Genomic DNA, 19,153 nt, shown 5'->3' with positions numbered 1-19,153 from the left:
GCCCTTGGGGAAGCCCAGTCCCCGTTCTTCCCACCGCGCGAAGCTCAGCCCCGTCCCTCCCGGCGCGAAGCCCAGCCCCCGGCGCGCGATTGTCTCAATGCCTTGCCCTAGTTTGTCAAGATGATAAAGCCATCTTGACAAACTAGGGCAAGGCAGGAGGGCGCTGTGGATCGGGGGCGGAGGGGAAGTCTGGCTTCGCCAGCATCAGGCTGCGCCTGACTCAGGCATCCTCGCTGCGCGTCGGACAAGGCCCCAGGCGCTTCGCGCCGGATGCGCGCTGGCGGGCTTCGCCCATTGGCGGTCCGTGCTCGCTGCGCATCGGGTTGGGGGGTGGCTGTGGCTGTGGAGCCTTGGAGAGGCTCCACAGCCAACTGGCCTGGTTAGGCGGGGATTACGAGGTCCTGGCCGACGCTGATGAGGTCGGGGTTGGAGATGCCGTTGGCGTCGGCGATGCGCTGGTACTGGTTGCCGTCGCCGTAGACCTTCTCGGCGATGGCCCACAGGGTGTCGCCGGGGTCGACGGTCCAGTGCTGCTCGGCCGGGGCGGCGGGGGCGGCTTCGGCGGCGGGGGCGGGGGCCTCGGTGGGGGCGGGGGCCTGGGTCTGGGTGGGGCGGGGGTTGTCGGTGTTGGTGCCCGACGCCCAGGTGCTGGAGCCGTTCGAGTTGTAGACGACCAGGTTGCGGTCGGACTGCAGCACGAGGCGGGAGCCGGGGTTGCCGCTGGAGTCGCTCGCCCAGGCGACGTTGCCGGAGGCGGTGTAGAGGACGAAGTTGCCGTCGTCCTGCAGGGTGGCGCTGGTCGCGCCGGAACCGTTGGTGCCGGTCGCCCAGACGACGTCGCTGCCGTCCTTCAGCACCAGGTTGCCGTCGTCCTGCAGAGCGAGCACGTACCCGTTCTCGGAGTCGAGCTGCTGGCCGACGGCGAGGTTCTGCCCTGCCTGCAAGGTGTCCACGTGGTAAGCCTCTTCCGGGAGTTGATCAACAACGAACCGCGGTGACCTTACCGCCATTCGGAGCACGCCGCGCGTCGACATCCGGTCGTCCGACGACCGGGTGCACGCCTGGGCTGGTTCGTCTTCGGTAGGTCGGAATTGTTGACAATCTTGTCGGGTGATGGCCTAGATTTCGTCGGTGACGACCTCGAAGCCCGTGACGGTGGCCGTGCTCGGACTCGGCGAGGCGGGCGGTGCGATCGCCCGTGACCTCGTGGCCGCTGGTGCCGCGGTCCGCGCCTACGACCCGGCCGTGTCCGCGCCGGACGGCACGACCGCGGCGGTGGACGAGGCCGACGCGGTGACCGGTGCCGATCTCGTGCTCAGCGTGAACAGCGCGCAGGCGTCCGTCGACGCGCTGCGTGCGGGTGTCGCGGCGGTCGGTGCGGGTCTGTGGGCCGACCTGAACACCGCCTCACCCGGTACGAAGGTTCGGCTCGCCGAGATCGCCGGAGAGCGTGGTGTCGCGTTCGCCGACGTCGCGATCATGGCCCCGGTGCCCGGTCGTGGGCTGCGCACACCGATGAGCGCTAGCGGTCCCGGCGCTGTCGAGGTGGCGCGGATCCTGACGGCGTTGGGCGCGTCGGTCGAGGTGCTCGACGGCCCCGCCGGGCTCGCCGCCCAGCGCAAGCTGCTGCGCAGCGTCTTCTTCAAGGGCCTCGCCGCGGCCGTCGTCGAAGCGCTCGCAGCCGGCCGCGCCGCCGGCTGCGAGAACTGGCTGCGCGACAACATCGTCGACGAGCTGACCCGCGCCGACGCGTCCACGGTCGACCGGCTCGTCACCGGCACCCACCAGCACGCCGTCCGCCGCGCCCACGAGATGGCCGCCGCCACCGAAATGCTCACCGACCTCGGCATCGACCCCACCATCTCCACCGCCACCCACACCCTGCTCACCCGCCTGTCCGTCACACCGCCCGGAACACCCAGCACCCCATGAGCACGAACCGCAGGAGCCCCACCACCGCACTCGCCACCACCAGCACCACGACCTCGTCCGCCGCACCCCCACCCACCAGCCCCACCGCGCCGGACGTCACCCCCACCCCGAGCCCGGTCACCACCAGGCTCTTGAGATGCCCCACCACCCCGACCGCCCCCACCCCGAACGTCACCCGCCCGTTCACCACCGTCCCCGTCACCGTGGTCACCCCGGTCGCCACCACGCTCGCCACCACGGCAGGCAACGCCATCCGCAACACCAGGTAGAGCACCAGGAACAACCCCGTGTTCACCACCCCGACAACCGCGAACCGCACCAGCCCCCGCGTCCACGCCCGAACCTGCGCGACGGGCACGACTCCCACTCCAGACGCGATGACGACCATGCCCCGAACCCTGCACCCCCACCCTCGCCACCCCCTGTGCGCTCCCTGTGGGTCGGCTGTGCGATCTCGGGTGTCCGAACTAGCCGGTGACGTGCCGCTGGACCGTGATGTAGTTCCAGCACTGGTTGTACTCGACGAACAGCAGCGTGACGTACTCGAGGAAAGTGCTCCGGGTCAACAGTTCCCGCGCCGCGGGCACCCTCCTGGCCAGCGCCGCCGGTGCCCTGCCGTGCAGGGCCGTCGCGAGCCACCGCGCCTTGTTCGCGTGGTCCAGCGGATCGCACCCGTCCAGCGCCGCCTCCAGCACCCGGAGCAGCGCCCAGGTGTAGTGCTCGACGTCGTCGGTCGCGTCCAGGTGGTGCAGGTTGGTCTCCCGGACGAGCGGGTGCAGGGCCAGGGCGTGGGACCTCAGCGACTTGTCGTGGTGGCTGTCGACCAGGCCGAAGTCGGCCAGGATGTGCAGCAGTTCCAGCAGTTCCTCCGGCGTGAGACCGTCGAACGCCGGGATCGACCGCATCGCCCGCGCGTCGAGCAGGTCGTAGTGGATCGAGGCCTGGGAGAAGCAGGCGAGGAACCGCAGCAGGGACCGGGCCCGCAGATGTCCTTGGCGGGCTCCGAGGGCGAGGGCGACCTCGGACATGCCGGCGTTCAGCTGCGCGGCGTCCGAGGCGGAGATCCACCAGACGAGCGTGTTGTCCCGCGCGGCGAGGCGTGCGGCTTCGAGCGCGAGCGTCGTCTTGCCGAAACCACCGCCGCCGTGCAGCACGAGCGCGTGACCGGACGGGTTCGCGAGCTCCCGTTCCAGCACGTCGAGGAGGTCACCACGCCCGTGGACCTGCTTGGTCCGGCCCGTCGGCGGTTCCGTCGAGATCAGGCCGAGCCGGTCGTCCGCGACGGGTGCCGCGACGTTGACGATGTCGCGCCCCGCCTGCTGCACGACGCTGTGTCCGACGGCGGTGGCGACCTGCCGGTCGACCTGGTCCGAGGACGGTAAGTGGTCACCTGGAGCCATCGGCGAACGCTACCGGTTGGCTCGCGGTGGCGAGGGGCGATCGCTCCGGAAGATCACCCCAACACGAACGGCAGCCTCGCGGCCAGTGCGCCGAGCTCCGCCGCCTCCGCACCACTCGCCACCCGCCGCCCCGTCCCCACCAGCAGCACATCCCGATCGGCCCAAGACGCCGGGAACGCCTCCCCGGCGATCGCCTCCAACGCCCGCCGCGACCAAGCCAGTCCCTCGACGGTCGGACCGGCGACGTCGGGGAGGTGGGTGGTCAGGTCGAGGTGGTGCAGCGTGGACTCGAGGACGTAGGCCGACAGGTAGTCGGCTGCCGTGAGCACCTGCCCGCGAGTTCCCACGTGGAGGGTGGGGTCGGCGAGGGAGGCGGCGCGGGTGGCGGCGGAGCCGAGGTCGTCGAGGTGGAACTGGAGCAGGGTGGGGTCCTGGTAGGCGGCTGCGAGCCGGACGGTGAGGGCGTCGAGGGGGTCGTCGCCGGTGGGTGGGGTGGTGCTGAGCTCCCAGTAGGTGAGCGCGTCGCGGGTCGGTGGGCTGTCGGCCGGGGTGGCGAGGGTGATGAGGACGTCCTGGGCGTCGATCACCAGGTGGCACACGAGGTCGCGGACGAGCCAGCCGGTGCAGCCGGACGGTCGGGCGAACGCGTCGGCGGGGAGGTCGGCGACGGCGGCGAGCAAAGCCTTCCAAGAACTGGAGAAGAGGTCCACGAGGGCAAGCTAGCAAGAGCGCGTGGGCAATTAGTCCGAATGCGGCGGGAAGATCAAGGTAGCCTCGGTCCGTGTCACCGGATTGGGGAGCACGCTCGGTCGGGCGCGCTGATGACGTGGATCTGCTCGAGACCCTGTGGGGGCACTGGCATGCCGTCGGACTCGCGCTGGCGGACGCCGAGTGGGCCACGGCGTCGGGGCTCGGCGACTGGACCGTGCGCGAGCTGTACGCCCACGTCGGGCGGGGCGTGACGACGACGGCGGGTCTGGTGGCGAGCGAGGCCGAGCCGGAGCTGGCGGACGCGGCGTCGTACTTCCGGGCGTTGCGCGGGCTCGGGGCGAAGGGCGCGGAGCAGGTCGCCGCGGCGGCGCGGGACTGGGCCGCCGCAAGGGACGCGGACGCGCTGGTGGGCGACTTCGACGGACCCGCGGCCAAGGTGCTGGCGGACGTGCGGGCGACCGGGACCGGTGTGGTGACGACGATCGCGGGCGCGATGCGGATGAGCGACTACGCGCTCACGCGGGTGCTGGAGGCGACGGTGCACCTGCTCGACCTCCTCGCCGTGGTGCCCGGTGCGGTGGAGGTGCCCGAGCCCGCGCTGCGGCGCGCGGTCGACGTGCTGGCCGACCTCACGCCGCCCGCCGGGTTCATCGCGCTGGCCACCGGGCGCCCGTCGGGTGCCGTGTTCCCGGTCCTGACCTGAGGGGCGTCCACATGTCACTGCTGCCGGGGGTCGGGGACCTGTCCGAACGGGCGCGCTGGCACCTGGGCGGCCTGCTCACGATCAAGGTGGCCGCCGCCGACAGCGACGGGGCGATCTCGGTGGTCGAGGAGCGCGCCCTGCGCGGGTACGCGACGCCGCCGCACGTGCACGGCCGCGAGGACGAGACGCTCTACGTCATCGAGGGCGAGGTGGAGTACGTCGTCGACGGCAGGCCCGGCGTCGTCACGTCCGGCGAAGGGGTGTTCCTGCCACGGGGTCTGGCGCACAACTTCCGGGTGGCCTCCGCCGAGGCGCACTTCCTGGTGATCATCACGCCCGGCGGGTTCGAGGAGTTCTTCCAGCAGGTCAGCCCGCCCGCGCTGGCGGAAAGGCCGCCGGGGGAACAGGACCACCCGCACACCGACCCCGCGCTGGTGGTCACCGCCGCCGGTGTGCTGGGCACGACGGTGTTCCGGGGCAGCGAGGCCGTCGTGGTCGCCGCGGCGACGGCGGTCACGACCTCGACCGACCCCGTCGAGCTGGCCCGCGCCTACCGCGTCGTCGAGAACGCCGTGGCCGGACCCGTGCCCGCACCGCTGGACACCGTCGCCGACCTCCTGCTCCAGGCCGCCCGCCGGGTGGCGCAGAACCCGTTGCACGCCAGGGCTTTGCTCCTGCTCGGCATCCTCGCCGAAGGCGAAGACCCGGCGCGCCAACGGGTGCACGACGCCGCCCCCGAGCTCGTGCGGCTGGTCCGACCGGGAGCGCCGCCCGCGGTCGCGCTCGCGTCCACCTACCTCCTGGCGCACTTCCCGGAGCACGGCCAGGCCGTCCGCGAGGCCCTGGAACCGCTGGGGCTGAACGAATCCGACTGGTTGCGGCTGCTGCGCTGCCTGGACGCGCCGGACGCGACGCGGATCGGCCGCGTGTGGCCGACACCGACGGTGTGGCGGCTCGACGACGCCGAACGCGAGCTCGACCGGACGTGGCGGGCGACGCTGCGGCTGGACGAGTCGGACGCCGCGGAGCTGTGGGAGTCCGAGACGACGGCGCTGCTGGCGTACATGGGTGCCAAGGCCGAGAACGCCGTGACGGGGAGCGACCGTGCTTGATCTGCTCGACACGAGGTTCCACGACGCCTTCGCGTGCCCGACCTGCCACGGTCCGCTGACCGCCGCGGCCGACGGCCTCGGCTGCCCGGTGTGCCAGCGCGACTACACGGCTGCCGCCGGGTACGTCGACTTCGCGCCGGAGATCAGGATGAAGCAGGGCCTCGGCCCGTTCTACATGCAGGATCCCTTGCACATCACCAGGTACGAGCCCGCGACGCGGGACGCGTTCCTCGACGTCATGGGCGAGAACTGGGGCCGCGACCTGACCCCGGAGCTGGAGGACGACTACCTGCGGGCGAACCTCGGCCCCGCCGACGGGCTCGTGCTCGACCTCGCCTGCGGTTCCGGCCGCTGGACCCGCACCCTCATGCGGCACCTCGGCGGCACGCGCGTCGTCGGGCTGGACCTCAGCATCGCCATGATCGACGTCATCCGCGCCGAGCTGCCGGACCTGTGCGTCGTGCGCGGGACGGCGCTCCAGCTGCCGTTCGCCGACGGCTCGCTCGGCGCCGTCAACTGCTCCAACGCCCTGCAACTGCTGCCGGACCCCCGTTCCGTCCTCCGCGAGGCGGCTCGTTGCCTGCGACCGGGCGGCCTGTTCACCGCCTTCACGTTCCGCCGCGCCGACCGCCCCGCCTACCGCTACTTCCAGCGCAGGCACGAGCGGACCTTCAACGTGCGCGCGTTCGCCACCACCGAGCTGGTCACCTGGCTCACCGCCGCGGGCCTGGAGCTCGTCGACCTCCGCACCCCCGCGGGCATGCTGCTGCTCACCGCGCGCCGCACGGCCTGACCGACCCCGGCAGGGTGTGGATAGGGGTCTTCGACGCGACTGATACTCGGTCCATGGACGAGATCAAGATCGGTGATGTCACGGTCACGCGGGTCGAGGAGACGCACGGGCCGGTGGGCATGACGCCGGAGCAGTTCTTCCCCGGTTCGCCGGAGCGCGCGTGGGCCGAGCACCGGGAGGTGCTGGTACCGGACCACCTCGGCGCGGACGACGGCATCGTGCGCGTCGCGATGCAGACGTGGCTGCTGCGCAGCGAGGGCAGGACCATCCTGGTCGACACCGGGGTGGGCAACGACAAGACGCGGCCCGCGGTCGAGGGCTGGGACCACCTGCGGACGGACTACCTCGGGAACCTGGAGCGGTCCGGGGTGCGGCCGGAGGACGTGGACCTGGTGGTGAACACGCACCTGCACGTCGACCACGTCGGCTGGAACACCCGGCTGCGCGACGGCGTCTGGGAGCCGACGTTCCCGAACGCCACCTACCTGGTGCCGAAGGCGGACTTCGAGTTCTGGAACCCGGCGAACAACTCCGCGATCGCGGGCGGTGTCAACGAGAACGTGTTCGAGGACAGCGTCGCGCCCGTGCACGCCAACGGGCAGGTGCTGCTGTGGGAGGACAGCCACGTGATCGACGCGAACCTCCGGTTGGAGGCGGCTCCCGGTCACACGCCGGGGTCCAGCGTGGTCAAGCTGGCGTCCGGTTCGGAGCGTGCCCTGTTCGCGGGCGACCTCGTGCACACCCCGTTGCAGGTGTTCGAACCCGGCCACAACAGCTGCTTCTGCGAGGACGCCGAAGGGGCGCGCCGCACGAGGGGCGCGCTGCTCGGCTGGGCGGCGGACCACCACGCGCTGGTGCTGCCCGCGCACTTCGGTGGACACAGCGCGCTGCACGTCGAACGCCGGGGCGCGGCGTTCGCCATCGCGGCCTGGGCGCCGTTCACCCGGTACTGAACGACCACCCACCCGCGGCCGGGGGTGGACCTGCCCGGCGGGGACACGGCGCGCGTCCGACCGGGACCGGCGGCGGCCCTGTGCGATGCTCTGCGCGATGACCGAGCCGCCCCACCTGGTCGGCACCCGGACCGCGACGTCCCTGGTGGCGGACGTGCTGGCGCGCGTACCGGAGCTGACCGACGCCCTCGTGCGGACCATCCAGGAGCAGAACCCCGGCTACCGTAGGGCGAACGTCGTGCCCCGGCACGACCTCTGGCGCTCGTGCCACGACAACCTGGTCAGGGTGCTGCAGCTGGTCTCGCGGTCGGCGGGGCCCGACGACGGGACCCCCGACGGCGAGGTGTTCGACGCCGCCCGTGCGACCGGGCGGCTGCGGGCGCGGCAGCGGATGCCGCTCGACGACGTCCTGCGGTCGTTCCGGCTGGGCGGCAGGCTCGTCTGGGAGGCGCTGATCGACGAGGCGCGCACCGACGAGCGGACCGACCCCGACGACCTGCTCGACCTCGCGTCGTGGGTGTGGGCGGTGGTGGACGAGACGTCCGCGCAGGTCGCGATCGCCTACCACGCGGCGGAACGCGAGCTGGTGCGCGTCGACGAGCAGCGCCGGGCCGCGCTGTGGGAGGGCCTGCTGCACGGTCGCGCGAAGGACCTGGCGTTCGCGCACCAGGTCGCGCACGGCATCGGCGTGCCGGTCCACGGGCCGTACGCGGTCGTGGTCCTCGACAGCGGCGACCAGCCCGCCGGTGACGAGCTGGAACGCCGGTTGGCGGGCCTCGGCGTCACGTCGGTGTGGCAGGTCCGCGCGAACACCCTCGTCGGGCTGCTCGCGGTCGGCGGGAGCGCGCTGGACGCCGTCCTGGCCCTGTTGCGGGACAACCCGACCGCGCCCGCCGGGCTGTCGATGGCCGTCCCCGGACTGGCCGAAGTGGACGTCGCCCACCGGCAGGCGGTGCTGGCCCGCGACACCGTGCCGCCCGGCCGGGTGGAGGCGGCGGCGCTCGCGGAGCGGCTGCCGGAGGCGCTGCTGCTCGGCTCGCCGGACCTGGCGCGGGCGCTGATCGACCGCCGCCTCGGCCCGCTGCTCAGGATCCCGGTGGCCGAGCGCAGGCAGCTGCTGGACACGCTGGCCGCGTGGCTGGCCACCGGCGGTTCGATCAACCGGACCGCGACCGCCGTGCACTGCCACCGCAACACGGTGATCAACCGGCTGCGCCGGGTCGAGTCCAGCACCGGGCTCGACCTGGCCGACACCAGCGCGCACCTGGAGCTGTCGCTGGCCCTCAAGGCGTCCTGGCTGCTCCCTCCCGGCCCGCTCGCCTGATCCGGTGACTGTGCACTTCGCACAGTCCGAGTAGGCCAAACGTAGGCATGGCGTTCCTTCTCGTGGCGGGTGTGACGTGACACACTCCGGGCTCGACAGCTCCGCACCGCCACCGGACAACCACCCAGAGTGCCGCCTGCGAGGACACCCATGGCAGAACAACGACGTTCGCCCCAAGCCCCACCCGAGGACCCGACCCGCCGCCGCTTCCTCGGCTACCTGCTCGCGGCCCCGACCCTCGCCGTAGGCGTGACCTGGGCGGATGCCGTCTTCGGCGCCGACGAGGCCGAGGCGGCCATCCCGTCGCCGCCGCAGCCGGAGAACCTCTTCGACCTGGGCGACCTGCAGAACCTGGCCGCGCTGCCCACGTCCGGCCTGATCGGCGTACAGGTCAACGAGGACGGCACCGCCTCGTTCGCCCTGCACCGGACGGAGGTGGGCCAGGGCATCACGACCGCGGTCGCCATGATGATCGCCGAAGAGCTCGACCTGCCGATCGACAAGGTGCACATCACCCTCGCCGACGCGCGGCCCGAACTGCTCATGAACCAGCTCACCGGCGGCTCGAACTCGGTCCGCAGCATCTTCACCCCGGTCCGCACCGCCTCCGCCCTGGCCCGCCAGCAGCTCAGGCGCACCGCCGCGGCCCAGTGGGGCGTGCCGGAGGGCGAGGTGACCACGAACGACGGCGTGCTCGCGCACCGCAGCGGCCGGACCGCGACGTACGGGTCGCTCGCGAAGGCCGCGGCCAGCGACCGGACCGTCCAGGTGTCCGTGACGCTCAAGGCCGTGACCGACTTCAAGGTCCTCGGCAAGCCGCAGAACCGGATCGACGCGCACGACATCGTCACCGGCCGCAAGCGCTTCGGCCTCGACCTCCAGGTGCCGGACGCGAAGCCGTGCATGGTGCGCAGGCCACCGACGATCAACGGCACCGTGCGGACCGTGCGCAACGCGGCCGCCGTCAAGGCGATGCCCGGCATCACCGACGTGGCCGTGGTCAAGTACGGCGTCGCGGTGCGCGGCGAGACGTTCGGCCAGTGCATCGACGGCCTGCGCGCGCTCGACGTCGACTGGAACCCCGGTACGGTCGCGGGCGAGTCGGACGCCACCGTGCTGGCGAAGCTGAAGCAGGCGCAGCTCCCGCTCGTGGCCCCCGCGCTCGGCGCGCTGTCCGTGGACGCCGAGTTCACCTTCGCCTTCGCCAGCAACGCGCCGCTGGAACCGGACAACGCGATCGCCGACGTGCGGTCCGACCGCGCCGAGATCTGGTCGACGCTGAAGGTGCCGATCGACGCCAAGCAGGACATCGCCGTCCAGCTGGGACTGCCCGCGGACAAGGTGGTCGTCCACGTCGTGCCCGGCGGCGGCTCGTTCGGCAGGCACCTGTTCCACGACGTCGCCGCCGAGGCCGCGGAGATCTCGCAGAAGATGGGCAAGCCGGTCAAGCTGTCCTGGACGCGCACCGACGACTTCCGGCAGGGCCGCACGCACCCGATGTGCGTGTCGCGGGTGCGGGCCACGCACCTGCTCGGCAACGTGCTGACCTACGAGCAGCGGCACGTCAGCTCGGAGACCAGCTTCAGCCACGGCCTCGGCGAGATGATCACGTCCACCGCGGCCTCGCTGCCGATCGCGGGCAACTACTCGTTCGCCCAGACGATCTTCCTGCTCACCCAGTCCGTGCCCTACGACTTCGGCGTCACCACGCAGCTGCTCAACGAGGTGCCGCTGAGGTTCAACACCGGCAGCATGCGCAACATCTACTCGCCCAACGTGGTCTGCGCGCGGGAGCTGGTCGTTGACCGGCTGGCCGCGAAGCTCGGCAAGGACCCGATCGCGTTCCGCCGCGAGTTCCTCAAGGACGACCGGCTGCGCGCCGTGCTGGACGAGGCGGTCGCCGTCGGCCAGTGGGGGAGGGCGCTGCCGAAGGGCGTGGCGCAGGGAATCGGTCTGCACACCGAGTACCGCGGCGCGGTGGCGGTGCTCGTGGAGGTCGACTGCCGACCGGAGACGGTGAACCGGCCGATCCGGGACGGCGTCACCGGACCGAGGGTGACCAGGGCGACCGTCGTGGTCGACGCCGGTCTGCCGCTCAACCCGCGCGGGCTGGACGCGCAGATGATCGGCGGCCTGAACGACGGCATCGCGCTCGCGCTGACGTCGAGCCTGCACATCAAGGACGGCATCCCGCTGGAAGGCAGCTGGGACAACTACTTCTACACCCGGCAGTGGAACACGCCGCCGGACGTGCGGGTGGTCGTCATGCCTCCGACGACCGGGAACCCCAGCGGTGCCGGGGAGATCGCGGTCGCCGCGGCCTTCGCCGCCGTCGCGACCGCCTACGGCAGGGCCACCGGCACGATGCCGACCAGCTTCCCGATCAACCACTCGACGCTGTCGTTCGAGCCGTTCCCCCTGCAGCCCTCCACCCCGGCCTCGCCGACCGACGGCCTCGACACCGCGTTCTGAGGAGCTTCCCTTGGCACAGCACACCTTCGTCCTCAACGGCGCGCGCGTGACCGTGGAGGTCGCGGACGACGTGCGGCTCCTCTGGGTGCTGCGCGACATCCTCGGCGTCACCGGCCCGAAGTACGGGTGCGGCCTGAACGTCTGCAAGTCCTGCACGTCCCACATCAACGGCAAGGCCTTCAACCCGTGCTCGGTCCCGGTGTCGAAGATCAAGGAGACCGACGAGATCACCACGATCGAGGGCCTGCCCGCCACCGTCGGCCGCGACCTGCACCCGATGCAGGAGGCGTGGCTGGAGGAGGACGTCTCGCAGTGCGGCTACTGCCAGCCAGGCCAGATCATGGCCGCGGTGGCGCTGGTGCGCAAGGCCAAGGCGGAGGGTCGCCAGATCACCGACGCGGACCTGGACGGTCTGCGCAACATCTGCCGCTGCGGCACGTACTCGCGCATCCGCACGGCGATCAAGAAGGGGGCCGCCCGGATGTGACCCGGCCGCGCCGGGTCACCGCGCCAGGCGTTCGAACCGGAACGGCGCCAGGACGTCGTCGTGGGGTTCGCCGAGCACCTCGGCGGCGACCAGGTCGCCCGCGTGCACGCTCAGGGTGGCACCGCTGTGCGAGACGGCGAAGTGGAAGTTGGGCAGGTCGGGCGCGCGGCCCAGCACGGGGAGGCCGTCGGAGGGGATGGGGCGTTCGCCGACCCGGACCGACTCCACGGTGACGGCGGCCAGTCCGGGGTAGAGGGCGCGACCCGCGGCCAGCACCTCCTCGACGGCCGACCGCTCCACAGTGGTCTCGCCGGTGTCGGCCACGCGCACGGCGTCGTCGCTCTCGTGCGTGTGCAACAACAGTCGACCGGCACCGTCGGGGCGGAGGTGCACGCGCGGGGCGTGGACCACCCGCGACACCCACACCGGGGCGGGTGAGGTGTAGATCAGCGCGCCGTTGACGTTGCGCATGGGCAGGTCCAGCCCGGCCAGCTCGGCGATCCGGCCCGCCTGGGGACCGGCGCAGTTCACGACGGCGTCCGCGCGCAGCTCCCTCCCGGAGGCGAGCCGCACGGCGCGGACCTCGCCCCCGGCGGTGTCCAGTGCGGTGACGGCGTCGTCGCGGACCAGCTCGGCGCCGCCGGTGGCCACCGTGGCGAGCAGGTGGGCGATCAGCCGGGTCGGCTCGATCCACCCTTCGCGGGGGAAGTGGGCGATGCCGTCGTCGGGCAGCTCGGCCGGGTCCATGTCGGGCTCCAGGCGCAGGACCTCCGCGCGGTCGAGCCAGCGCGCCTCGTACCCGTAGTCCAGGACGCCCTCGACCTTGCGGCGCAGCGCCTCCCGCTCGCCGTCGTCGTCGGCCCACTCCAGGTTGCCGCCCTCGTGGTACCAGTCGGCGCCCGGCACGCCGGCGGCGAGCGCGCGGTGCGCGTCCATGCCCGCGACGCACAGGTCGTGGTAGGTCCGGGGCTGCTTTCCGCAGGAGTTGGTCCACGAGAACGTCGCACCGGACGTGCCGCTCGCGGGCGCCGCGGCGTCCACGACGGTGACGCGGGCGCCCCGCCGGGTGAGCGAGGCCGTGACCGACGCGCCGTAGAGACCGGCTCCGATGACGACCACGTGTTCGGCCATGAGGAATCGTCACCTTTCCGTCGCTGCTCGCAACCTAGGCAACGCCGGCCCGAGGCGGCAATCCCCCGCGCGGACCTGTCGATCGGCTGTCGGCCGCGGGCGTCCTCTTCCCGTGCGCCGTATCGTCGCCGTTAGTCGACTTGATCGGTGGTGGTCGTGGCGGGTGTCCGGTCTCGCGGGCTCTGGCGGTGGGCGGTCGTCGTCTCGGCGGCCGTCCTCGTGCTTGGTGTGCCGGTGGTCGTGACGGCCGTGACGGAGCCGACCGGGACCGTGGAGGCGACCGGGCTGCGCGAGCGGGTCGTCCGGTCCGCCGACGTGCCCTACCAGGGCGTCTCGGTGGTCCAGGGGGCGCTGCCGCTGCCTGAGCTGCCGAAGCTGGAGGACGTGTCCAGGCTGCTCACCGGGGTGACGACGGTGCGCAGCTGGTACCGCTCACCGGACCGGTGGCGGTTCGACGTGGTGTCCACGGCGGGGGAGCGCGACACCTACCGGACCCCCGACGGCGAGTTCGTCTGGGACTACGGCGCCGACCAGGTCACCCGGCTGGTCGGGACGGCGCCGGTGCGGCTGCCGCGCGCCGGTGACCTCCTCCCGCCGGACCTGGCCCGCAGGCTGCTGGCGACCGCGTCGGGTGACGTCGTGACGGCGCTGGACGCCCGGTCGGTCGCCGGTCGGCGCGCTGACGGGCTGCGGCTCGTGCCCGCGGACCCGGCCACCACGATCGGCCAGGTCGACGTGTGGGCCGACAGCGGGACCGGGGTGCCCCTCCGGGTCGAGGTCACGCCCCGCGGCGCCGCGCGACCGATCCTGGTGACCGCGTTCGACCGCTTCACGCCCGGACCGCCCGACGACGGCGTGCTGGTCCCCGACGTCGGCCGGAGCTCCGGGTACGCCGTGGTCGAGGCGCCGGACATCGCGGGCGCGCTCGGCTTCCTCGGCGGTGACCCGCCGCAGACGAGCCTGGCGGGCAGGCCGCTGCGCGAGGCCGACGGGGCCGGGGTGCGCGGGGTCGGTGTGTACGGCACGGGGCTGTCGTCGTTCGTCGCGTTGCCGGTGCCGCGCGACGTGGGCGCGCAGGCCGCGGATGCCGGGGCCAAGGCCGGCGGCGGTGACGTGACGGTGCCGAACGGCCGGATCGTGTCGCTGTCGGTGTCGCCGCTGTCGGTCGTCATCGCCAGGTCCGCGGTCGCCCGCCGCTGGTACCTGCTGGTCGGCATGGTGGACACGAGCGTGCTGCGGACCGCCGCGACCGAGCTCATCGCACTGCCCCGGCGCGGCCGGTGATCAGGACCCGAGGGCTGACCAAGCGGTTCGGCCGGATCGTCGCCGTGGACTCGGTCGACCTCGACGTGGCCGAGGGCGACCGGTTCGGCTTCCTCGGCCCCAACGGCTCGGGCAAGACCACGCTCGTGCGGATGCTGCTCGGGCTCGTGCACGCGACGGCGGGCGAGATCGAGGTGCTCGGCAAGTCGATGCCCCGCAACGCGGCGAAGGTGCTGCCGCAGGTCGGTGCCATGGTCGAAGGGCCGGGCGCGTACCCGCACCTGTCGGGACGGCGCAACCTGGCGATGTTCGACGCGGCGGGCCCCGGTGGTGGTCGCCGCGGGCGTGCCGACCGGGTCGAGTCCGCGCTGGCGCAGGTCGGCCTGTCCGGTGTGGACCGCCGTCCGGTGTCGGCCTACTCGTTGGGCATGCGGCAACGGCTCGGTCTGGCCGCCGCCCTGCTGCGCGCGCCCCGGCTGCTGATCCTCGACGAGCCCACGAACGGCCTGGACCCCAAGGGCATCCGCGAGATCCGGGACCTGCTGGTCGCGCTGAACGAGGCGGGCACCACCGTGTTCCTGTCCAGCCACCTGCTCGCCGAGGTCGAGCAGCTGTGCACCCGCGTGGCCGTCGTGGACCGCGGCCGGATGGTGCTCCAGGACTCGCTGGCCGCGCTGCTCGCGCCGACCGGCCACGTCCTGGTGCGCAGCCCCGACGCCGCGCAGGTCGTGGCGCTGCTGGACGGGCAGGTGGTCGCGCGCGACGGCGACCGGCTCGTGGTGCGGCACGCCGACGTGGCCGGGCTGAACGCCGACCTGGTCGGGCGGGGGCTGCGGGTGTCGGGCATCGAGGCCGAACGGCGGACCCTGGAGCAGGTCGTGCTGGACTCGACGGGTGCCAGCGGTGACCGGATCGACGGCCCGACGGGTGGTGAGGACCGGTGATCGCGATGTCCACGGTCGACTGCGGTGACCGGATCTCCCGAGGCGGTGACGGGTGATCGGGGTCGAGCTGCGGAAGCTGGCGCTGCGGCCGCGGGTATGGTTGAGCATCGGGCTGCTGTGCCTGCTGCCCGCGCTGGTCGCGGTGCTGCTGTCGGTGTCCGACCTGGCGCCGCCGCCGGGGCAGGGCGGGGCGTTCCTGTCCGCGGTGCTGCGCAACGGGGCGCTGTACCCGGCCGCGGCGTTGGCGATGGTGCTGCCGGTGTTCCTGCCGCTGGCGGTGGCGGTGTTCGCGGGGGACGCGATCGCGGGCGAGGCCGCCACGGGGACGTTGCGGTACCTGCTGGTCCGGCCGGTCGCCCGGCCGCGCGTGCTGGTGGCGAAGCTGGTGGCGCTGGCCGTGTTCACCGTGCTGGCGGTGCTGGTCGTCGCGGTCACGTCGCTGGTCGTGGGGCTCGTGCTGTTCGGCACCGGTGCCGAGGCGGTGGGGCAGGCGAGCGCCGCCACGTCGTTGTCGGGCATCGACCTGTCACCGGGTGAGCTGGCCGTGCGGATGGCGGCCGCGATCGGCTACATCGTGGTGTCGATGGTGGGGTTCGGCAGCATCGCGCTGTTCTTCTCCACGCTGTCCGACTCGGCGATCGGCGCGGCGCTGGCGGCGCTCGCGGTGCTGATCGCCAGCTCGATCATGGAGACCCTCCAGGCCGCCGCCGCGATCAAGCCGTACCTGCCGACGAACTACTGGCTGTCCTGGATCGACTTCTTCCGCGACCCCGTGTTCTGGGACAACATCGACAAGGGCCTGCTGCTCCAGGCGGGCTACATCGTGCTGTTCTTCGGCGCGGCCTGGGCCAACTTCGCCTCCAAGGACATCACCAGCTAACGCGCGCACCCGGTCGGCGTCCGGTCCACGGGCTCGGCGTCGGTGAGGGCGCGCACCACGAGCCCGGTGACGGCCGGGTCCGTCGGCAGCTGCGAGTGCGCGACGACCGCGCCCGGGCACAGCTGCTGGAGCGCGACGTTCACCGCCCCGGTCAGCCGCGCGGAGTCCGGCGGACGCACCGTCGTGTCGTCGTCGGTCCAGATCGACAGCCACGGCAGGGCATCAGGGATCGGCCGCCGGTCGACCTCCGTCAACAGCGTGCTGCCCGGCGTGAGCTGCGTGCACGCCACCGGACACGCCCCCGGCACCAGGAGCCCGCCCTCACCGGCCAGCGCGGTGCCGTGCAGCGGCGAACCGAGCGTCACCACCCGCCGCGCGGCACGGGCGGTGTCGTGCTCGGCCAGCCACAGCCGCACCACGACCCCGCCCGCCGAGTACCCGACCAGGTCCACCGACGGCGCGCCGTCGTCGACGGCCGCCCGGACCGCGTCGTCCAGCACCGCGGCCTGCGCCCGCAGGTCCCCGGTCCCGTCACCGGGCAACGCCACCACGACCGCACTGCGCCCGGCCGCCCGCACCCGCTCGGCCAACCCGGCCAACGAGTCCCGGTTCCCGCCGTACCCCGGCACCAACAACACCGGCCCCGGCCGATCCTGCGCCGCCGTCGGAATCGCACCCCCACGGGTGAGCACCACCCCGATCCCGACGGCGCCCACCAGCACCAGCACACCGAGCCCGACCATGAGCCTGCGCCGAGGCGCACTGAGCGCCGACCACCAACCCCGCATCACCCCATCGTGCCCCGAACCGGGCCGACGGCGCCGGTTTCCACGTGGTCAACTACGAGGAGCGCGCAAGGGCGTCCCGAACACGACGGGCCCGCCACGGGTATCCGTAGTCGTCGTACAGCCTGGCGGCGTCCTGCAGGCATCGGTTCGACTCGTCTCGGTGGCCAAGGTTCTCCAGCGACACAGCGAGCGTTTCCAGCGGTCCGGCCATGATTTCCGCCAAGTTGCCGTACGTGTCTCCGGCAGAGATCGCTTCGCTGCACAGGTCGGCCGCCAGGCGGAATCGCCCCAAGCCGTTCCAGGCGCGGGCGAATTGGTGCAGTGCGGGTCCCTTACCGATCAGGTCACCTGAGCGATGGCGCAGAACAAGACTGCGGTCCCCGTGGACGAGTGCATCTTCATAGAGGTGCAGGCTGTTATGTGCGGCGGCAAGATTACATTCGACCACTGCTTCGGTTCTGCCTGTGTCGACCCCTCGGCTAAGAGGTAGAGCTTCGGTCAGGTACTCCAGTGCATCTTCAAACCTCTCCTGTTCGATGCACAAGTAGCCGAGCTCGTTCAGCGTCATCGCAGGATAGTGGTTATCGTCAAGGTCGCGAGCGAGCAGCAGGCCATGATTAAGGATAGCGAATGCCTCGGACCACCGTCGCATATTGATGAACGTCTCGCCGAGCATGATGCAAAAGCAGGTTTCGGCAACTTGGTCCCCGGTCTGACGTGCAGCCGACAACCCCACCGCTAGAGCTTCATGTTGTTCCTTCCAGGCGCCCTTTGCGACGAGAAAGCGCGCGCCTTCGGCTAAATGCGCGGACAATTTGTGCATTCTGCACTTGGCGGCTTTGCGTAATGCCGAGAGAAGTGCGGGCTCCTCTATGTTCAACCATCGCAGTGCCTGCACGCTATCAGGTGCTGGCATCGGGTTCTGCGGGACGGGTATGCGAAGAGGCAATCTGGTGTGAGCAGGGAAGACCGCTGCGTCGTATACCCAGGCGGTGTGGGTGTACCAGTTGAGTAATGATTTCACTGCGAGCTCGCGCTCGATAGTGATGTCGTAGCGATGAGCCAGATCTGCTGCGTAGGCGCGCAACAGATCGTGGAATTTGTATCTGTTCAGGGCGCATTGTTCAATCAGGTGGACGTTTGTGAGGTCCTCCAAGAGGAGGTGTGCCGTGGGCAGATCTAGTTCGGCTACCGCTGCGGCCGCGTGCACACTGATCTCCGGTCCGACGTGGAGACCCAATCGTCGGAACATTCGTGCTTGATCGGGTCGTAGCTTCTCGTACGACCGATCGAATACCGCGCGCAACGCCGCTCGTTCATCGTTGCCACGACTCAGTACTCCGAGACGTTGGTGGTCGTCCTCCAACTCGCTCACGACGTCTGCGAAGGTGTAGTGCTCGTGGACGGTCACCCGCCCAGCGGCGATCCGCAGTGCCAGTGGCAGCCGTGCACATAGCCGGACGAGGTCAGTGACAGCTTTCGGTTCTGCCTTCGTGCGTGGCTCTCCTGCGATACTTTCCACCAGTCTGCGGGCCTCGTGCTCGCTCAAGACATCGAGGGTAAGTCGGTGAGCCGACTCGGTGACCACCAGACCGGTCAGGCTGTCCCGACTGGTCACCACGACCACGCACCCTGCGACGCCGGGAAGCAGTGGGCGTACTTGGTCGGCACTGCGCGCGTTGTCCAGAACGAGGAGGAGCCGCCGACCTGCCAGCAACGACCGGAATGCACTGGCCTTGGCCTCGACTCCGACGGGCATCCGTTCCGCCTGAGTACCCAATGCGCGGAGAAAGCTCTCGAGCACTTCGTCCGATGTCGCCGGTTCACCAGGTCCGTAGCCACGTAGATTCGCGTAGAGGGTGCCGTCGGGGAAGTGGTGTTCCACCGCATGCCCCCAGTGCAAGGCGAGTGCGGTCTTCCCGATCCCCGCGGTCCCGTCGACAGCGGATATCACCACTGAGGCGGCACCACTGTTGCCAGCGCCGTTGGGAAGTAGAGCTGACAAGGCCGCAAGGTGTTCCCCGCGGCCGATGAAGTCGCGGACCGCGAGCGGCAACTGCCGTGGCGGGCGTTCCCGCTGGTGGACCGGCGCCAGCGTTACTTGGTGGATCACTCCCGCCTGCACCACTGGTCCGCCTGCGACGCCGTCGAATTCGTTAGCCACTCCCGGTGTGTCGGCCACAGTCCCAGTTTTGTGGTTTTTGCGGTGGTCGGCACCGCAATGCTGGGCTACTTCACCCTCGTAGCCCAGCATCAGCGG

The 19,153-nt window shown here is 71.5% G+C and carries 18 protein-coding genes; 11 read left to right on the top strand and 7 right to left on the bottom strand.

The annotated features are described in order from the left end of the window. Positions 1-380 precede the first annotated feature (380 nt). A complete protein-coding gene (locus tag CLV43_RS50010) occupies positions 381-953 on the bottom strand; it encodes a LysM peptidoglycan-binding domain-containing protein (protein ID WP_211304284.1) in 573 nt (190 codons plus the stop codon). 178 nt (positions 954-1,131) lie between these two features. Between CLV43_RS50010 and CLV43_RS09015 the strand changes: the two genes are divergently transcribed. Further along, a complete protein-coding gene (locus CLV43_RS09015) occupies positions 1,132-1,932 on the top strand; it encodes an NAD(P)-dependent oxidoreductase (RefSeq protein WP_106186582.1) in 801 nt (266 codons plus the stop codon). On the opposite strand, the gene CLV43_RS09010 is transcribed toward CLV43_RS09015, so the two are convergent. The 3 genes from CLV43_RS09010 to CLV43_RS09000 form a co-directional block, all read right to left on the bottom strand. After that, on the bottom strand, positions 1,901-2,320 hold the full coding sequence (locus CLV43_RS09010; protein WP_106186581.1) for a GtrA family protein: 420 nt from the start codon (positions 2,318-2,320) through the stop codon (positions 1,901-1,903). The genes CLV43_RS09015 and CLV43_RS09010 overlap by 32 nt on opposite strands. A gap of 79 nt (positions 2,321-2,399) precedes the next feature. Then, entirely contained in the window at positions 2,400-3,332 is a 933-nt protein-coding gene (locus tag CLV43_RS09005) for a hypothetical protein (protein WP_106186580.1), read from the bottom strand. A gap of 53 nt (positions 3,333-3,385) precedes the next feature. Further along, complete coding sequence (locus CLV43_RS09000; protein ID WP_106186579.1) at positions 3,386-4,042, bottom strand: maleylpyruvate isomerase N-terminal domain-containing protein; 657 nt, start codon at positions 4,040-4,042, stop codon at positions 3,386-3,388. A 116-nt stretch (positions 4,043-4,158) separates the two neighbouring features. On the opposite strand from CLV43_RS09000, the gene CLV43_RS08995 reads away from it, so the two are divergent. The 7 genes from CLV43_RS08995 (at position 4,159) to CLV43_RS08965 (ending at position 11,887) form a co-directional block, all read left to right on the top strand. Next, entirely contained in the window at positions 4,159-4,746 is a 588-nt protein-coding gene (locus CLV43_RS08995; RefSeq protein ID WP_170155764.1) for a maleylpyruvate isomerase N-terminal domain-containing protein, read from the top strand. An 11-nt stretch (positions 4,747-4,757) separates the two neighbouring features. Then, positions 4,758-5,858 carry a cupin domain-containing protein gene (locus CLV43_RS08990; RefSeq protein WP_106186577.1) on the top strand — a complete coding sequence of 367 codons (1,101 nt, stop codon included), beginning with the start codon at positions 4,758-4,760 and terminating at the stop codon, positions 5,856-5,858. Further along, positions 5,851-6,651: a class I SAM-dependent methyltransferase gene (locus CLV43_RS08985; RefSeq protein ID WP_106186576.1), complete on the top strand. Its 801-nt coding sequence runs from the start codon at positions 5,851-5,853 to the stop codon at positions 6,649-6,651. Before CLV43_RS08990 ends, CLV43_RS08985 begins: the two co-directional genes overlap by 8 nt. A 53-nt stretch (positions 6,652-6,704) precedes the next feature. Then, entirely contained in the window at positions 6,705-7,604 is a 900-nt protein-coding gene (locus CLV43_RS08980; protein WP_106186575.1) for an MBL fold metallo-hydrolase, read from the top strand. Between the two features lie 97 nt (positions 7,605-7,701). After that, the gene (locus CLV43_RS08975) at positions 7,702-8,928 is read left to right on the top strand and encodes a PucR family transcriptional regulator (RefSeq protein ID WP_106186839.1); all 1,227 of its coding nucleotides are present in this window, start codon (positions 7,702-7,704) and stop codon (positions 8,926-8,928) included. 150 nt (positions 8,929-9,078) lie between these two features. Continuing rightward, complete coding sequence (locus CLV43_RS08970; RefSeq protein WP_106186574.1) at positions 9,079-11,400, top strand: molybdopterin cofactor-binding domain-containing protein; 2,322 nt, start codon at positions 9,079-9,081, stop codon at positions 11,398-11,400. 10 nt (positions 11,401-11,410) lie between these two features. Further along, on the top strand, positions 11,411-11,887 hold the full coding sequence (locus CLV43_RS08965; protein ID WP_106186573.1) for a (2Fe-2S)-binding protein: 477 nt from the start codon (positions 11,411-11,413) through the stop codon (positions 11,885-11,887). A 15-nt stretch (positions 11,888-11,902) separates the two neighbouring features. Here CLV43_RS08965 and CLV43_RS08960 read toward each other — a convergent pair whose 3' ends face one another. Next, the gene (locus CLV43_RS08960) at positions 11,903-13,018 is read right to left on the bottom strand and encodes an NAD(P)/FAD-dependent oxidoreductase (RefSeq protein WP_106186572.1); all 1,116 of its coding nucleotides are present in this window, start codon (positions 13,016-13,018) and stop codon (positions 11,903-11,905) included. Between the two features lie 147 nt (positions 13,019-13,165). Here CLV43_RS08960 and CLV43_RS08950 point away from each other — a divergent pair, with 147 nt between their 5' ends. From CLV43_RS08950 to CLV43_RS08940, 3 genes are read left to right on the top strand one after another with little or no spacing between them, the layout of a single operon-like run. Beyond that, the gene (locus CLV43_RS08950; protein WP_170155763.1) at positions 13,166-14,302 is read left to right on the top strand and encodes a LolA-like protein; all 1,137 of its coding nucleotides are present in this window, start codon (positions 13,166-13,168) and stop codon (positions 14,300-14,302) included. Then, the gene (locus CLV43_RS08945; RefSeq protein ID WP_106186569.1) at positions 14,299-15,225 is read left to right on the top strand and encodes an ABC transporter ATP-binding protein; all 927 of its coding nucleotides are present in this window, start codon (positions 14,299-14,301) and stop codon (positions 15,223-15,225) included. Before CLV43_RS08950 ends, CLV43_RS08945 begins: the two co-directional genes overlap by 4 nt. A 52-nt stretch (positions 15,226-15,277) precedes the next feature. Beyond that, positions 15,278-16,105, top strand: a complete 828-nt coding sequence (locus CLV43_RS08940; RefSeq protein WP_106186568.1) for an ABC transporter permease — start codon at positions 15,278-15,280, stop codon at positions 16,103-16,105. Here the strand turns inward: CLV43_RS08940 and CLV43_RS08935 are convergent. Then, positions 16,102-16,893: an alpha/beta hydrolase gene (locus CLV43_RS08935; protein WP_106186567.1), complete on the bottom strand. Its 792-nt coding sequence runs from the start codon at positions 16,891-16,893 to the stop codon at positions 16,102-16,104. The two genes, CLV43_RS08940 and CLV43_RS08935, sit on opposite strands and share 4 nt — an antisense overlap. Positions 16,894-16,945: 52 nt before the next feature. After that, a complete protein-coding gene (locus CLV43_RS08930; protein WP_106186566.1) occupies positions 16,946-19,147 on the bottom strand; it encodes an ATP-binding protein in 2,202 nt (733 codons plus the stop codon). Between the last annotated feature and the right edge of the window lie 6 nt (positions 19,148-19,153).

This window comes from Umezawaea tangerina (assembly GCF_003002815.1).
Lineage (GTDB): Bacteria > Actinomycetota > Actinomycetes > Mycobacteriales > Pseudonocardiaceae > Umezawaea > Umezawaea tangerina.
This window is presented reverse-complemented; position numbering and strand designations above follow the sequence as displayed.

What these genes read in the sequence shown, in the direction of transcription:
- CLV43_RS09010 (WP_106186581.1), bottom strand. Translation starts at nt 2,320, where the DNA reads ATGGTCGTCATCGCGTCTGGAGTGGGAGTCGTGCCCGTCGCGCAGGTT.
- CLV43_RS09005 (WP_106186580.1), bottom strand. Translation starts at nt 3,332, where the DNA reads ATGGCTCCAGGTGACCACTTACCGTCCTCGGACCAGGTCGACCGGCAG.
- CLV43_RS08990 (WP_106186577.1), top strand. Translation starts at nt 4,758, where the DNA reads ATGTCACTGCTGCCGGGGGTCGGGGACCTGTCCGAACGGGCGCGCTGG.
- CLV43_RS08980 (WP_106186575.1), top strand. Translation starts at nt 6,705, where the DNA reads ATGGACGAGATCAAGATCGGTGATGTCACGGTCACGCGGGTCGAGGAG.
- CLV43_RS08975 (WP_106186839.1), top strand. Translation starts at nt 7,702, where the DNA reads ATGACCGAGCCGCCCCACCTGGTCGGCACCCGGACCGCGACGTCCCTG.
- CLV43_RS08970 (WP_106186574.1), top strand. Translation starts at nt 9,079, where the DNA reads ATGGCAGAACAACGACGTTCGCCCCAAGCCCCACCCGAGGACCCGACC.
- CLV43_RS08960 (WP_106186572.1), bottom strand. Translation starts at nt 13,018, where the DNA reads ATGGCCGAACACGTGGTCGTCATCGGAGCCGGTCTCTACGGCGCGTCG.
- CLV43_RS08935 (WP_106186567.1), bottom strand. Translation starts at nt 16,893, where the DNA reads ATGCGGGGTTGGTGGTCGGCGCTCAGTGCGCCTCGGCGCAGGCTCATG.
- CLV43_RS08930 (WP_106186566.1), bottom strand. Translation starts at nt 19,147, where the DNA reads ATGCTGGGCTACGAGGGTGAAGTAGCCCAGCATTGCGGTGCCGACCAC.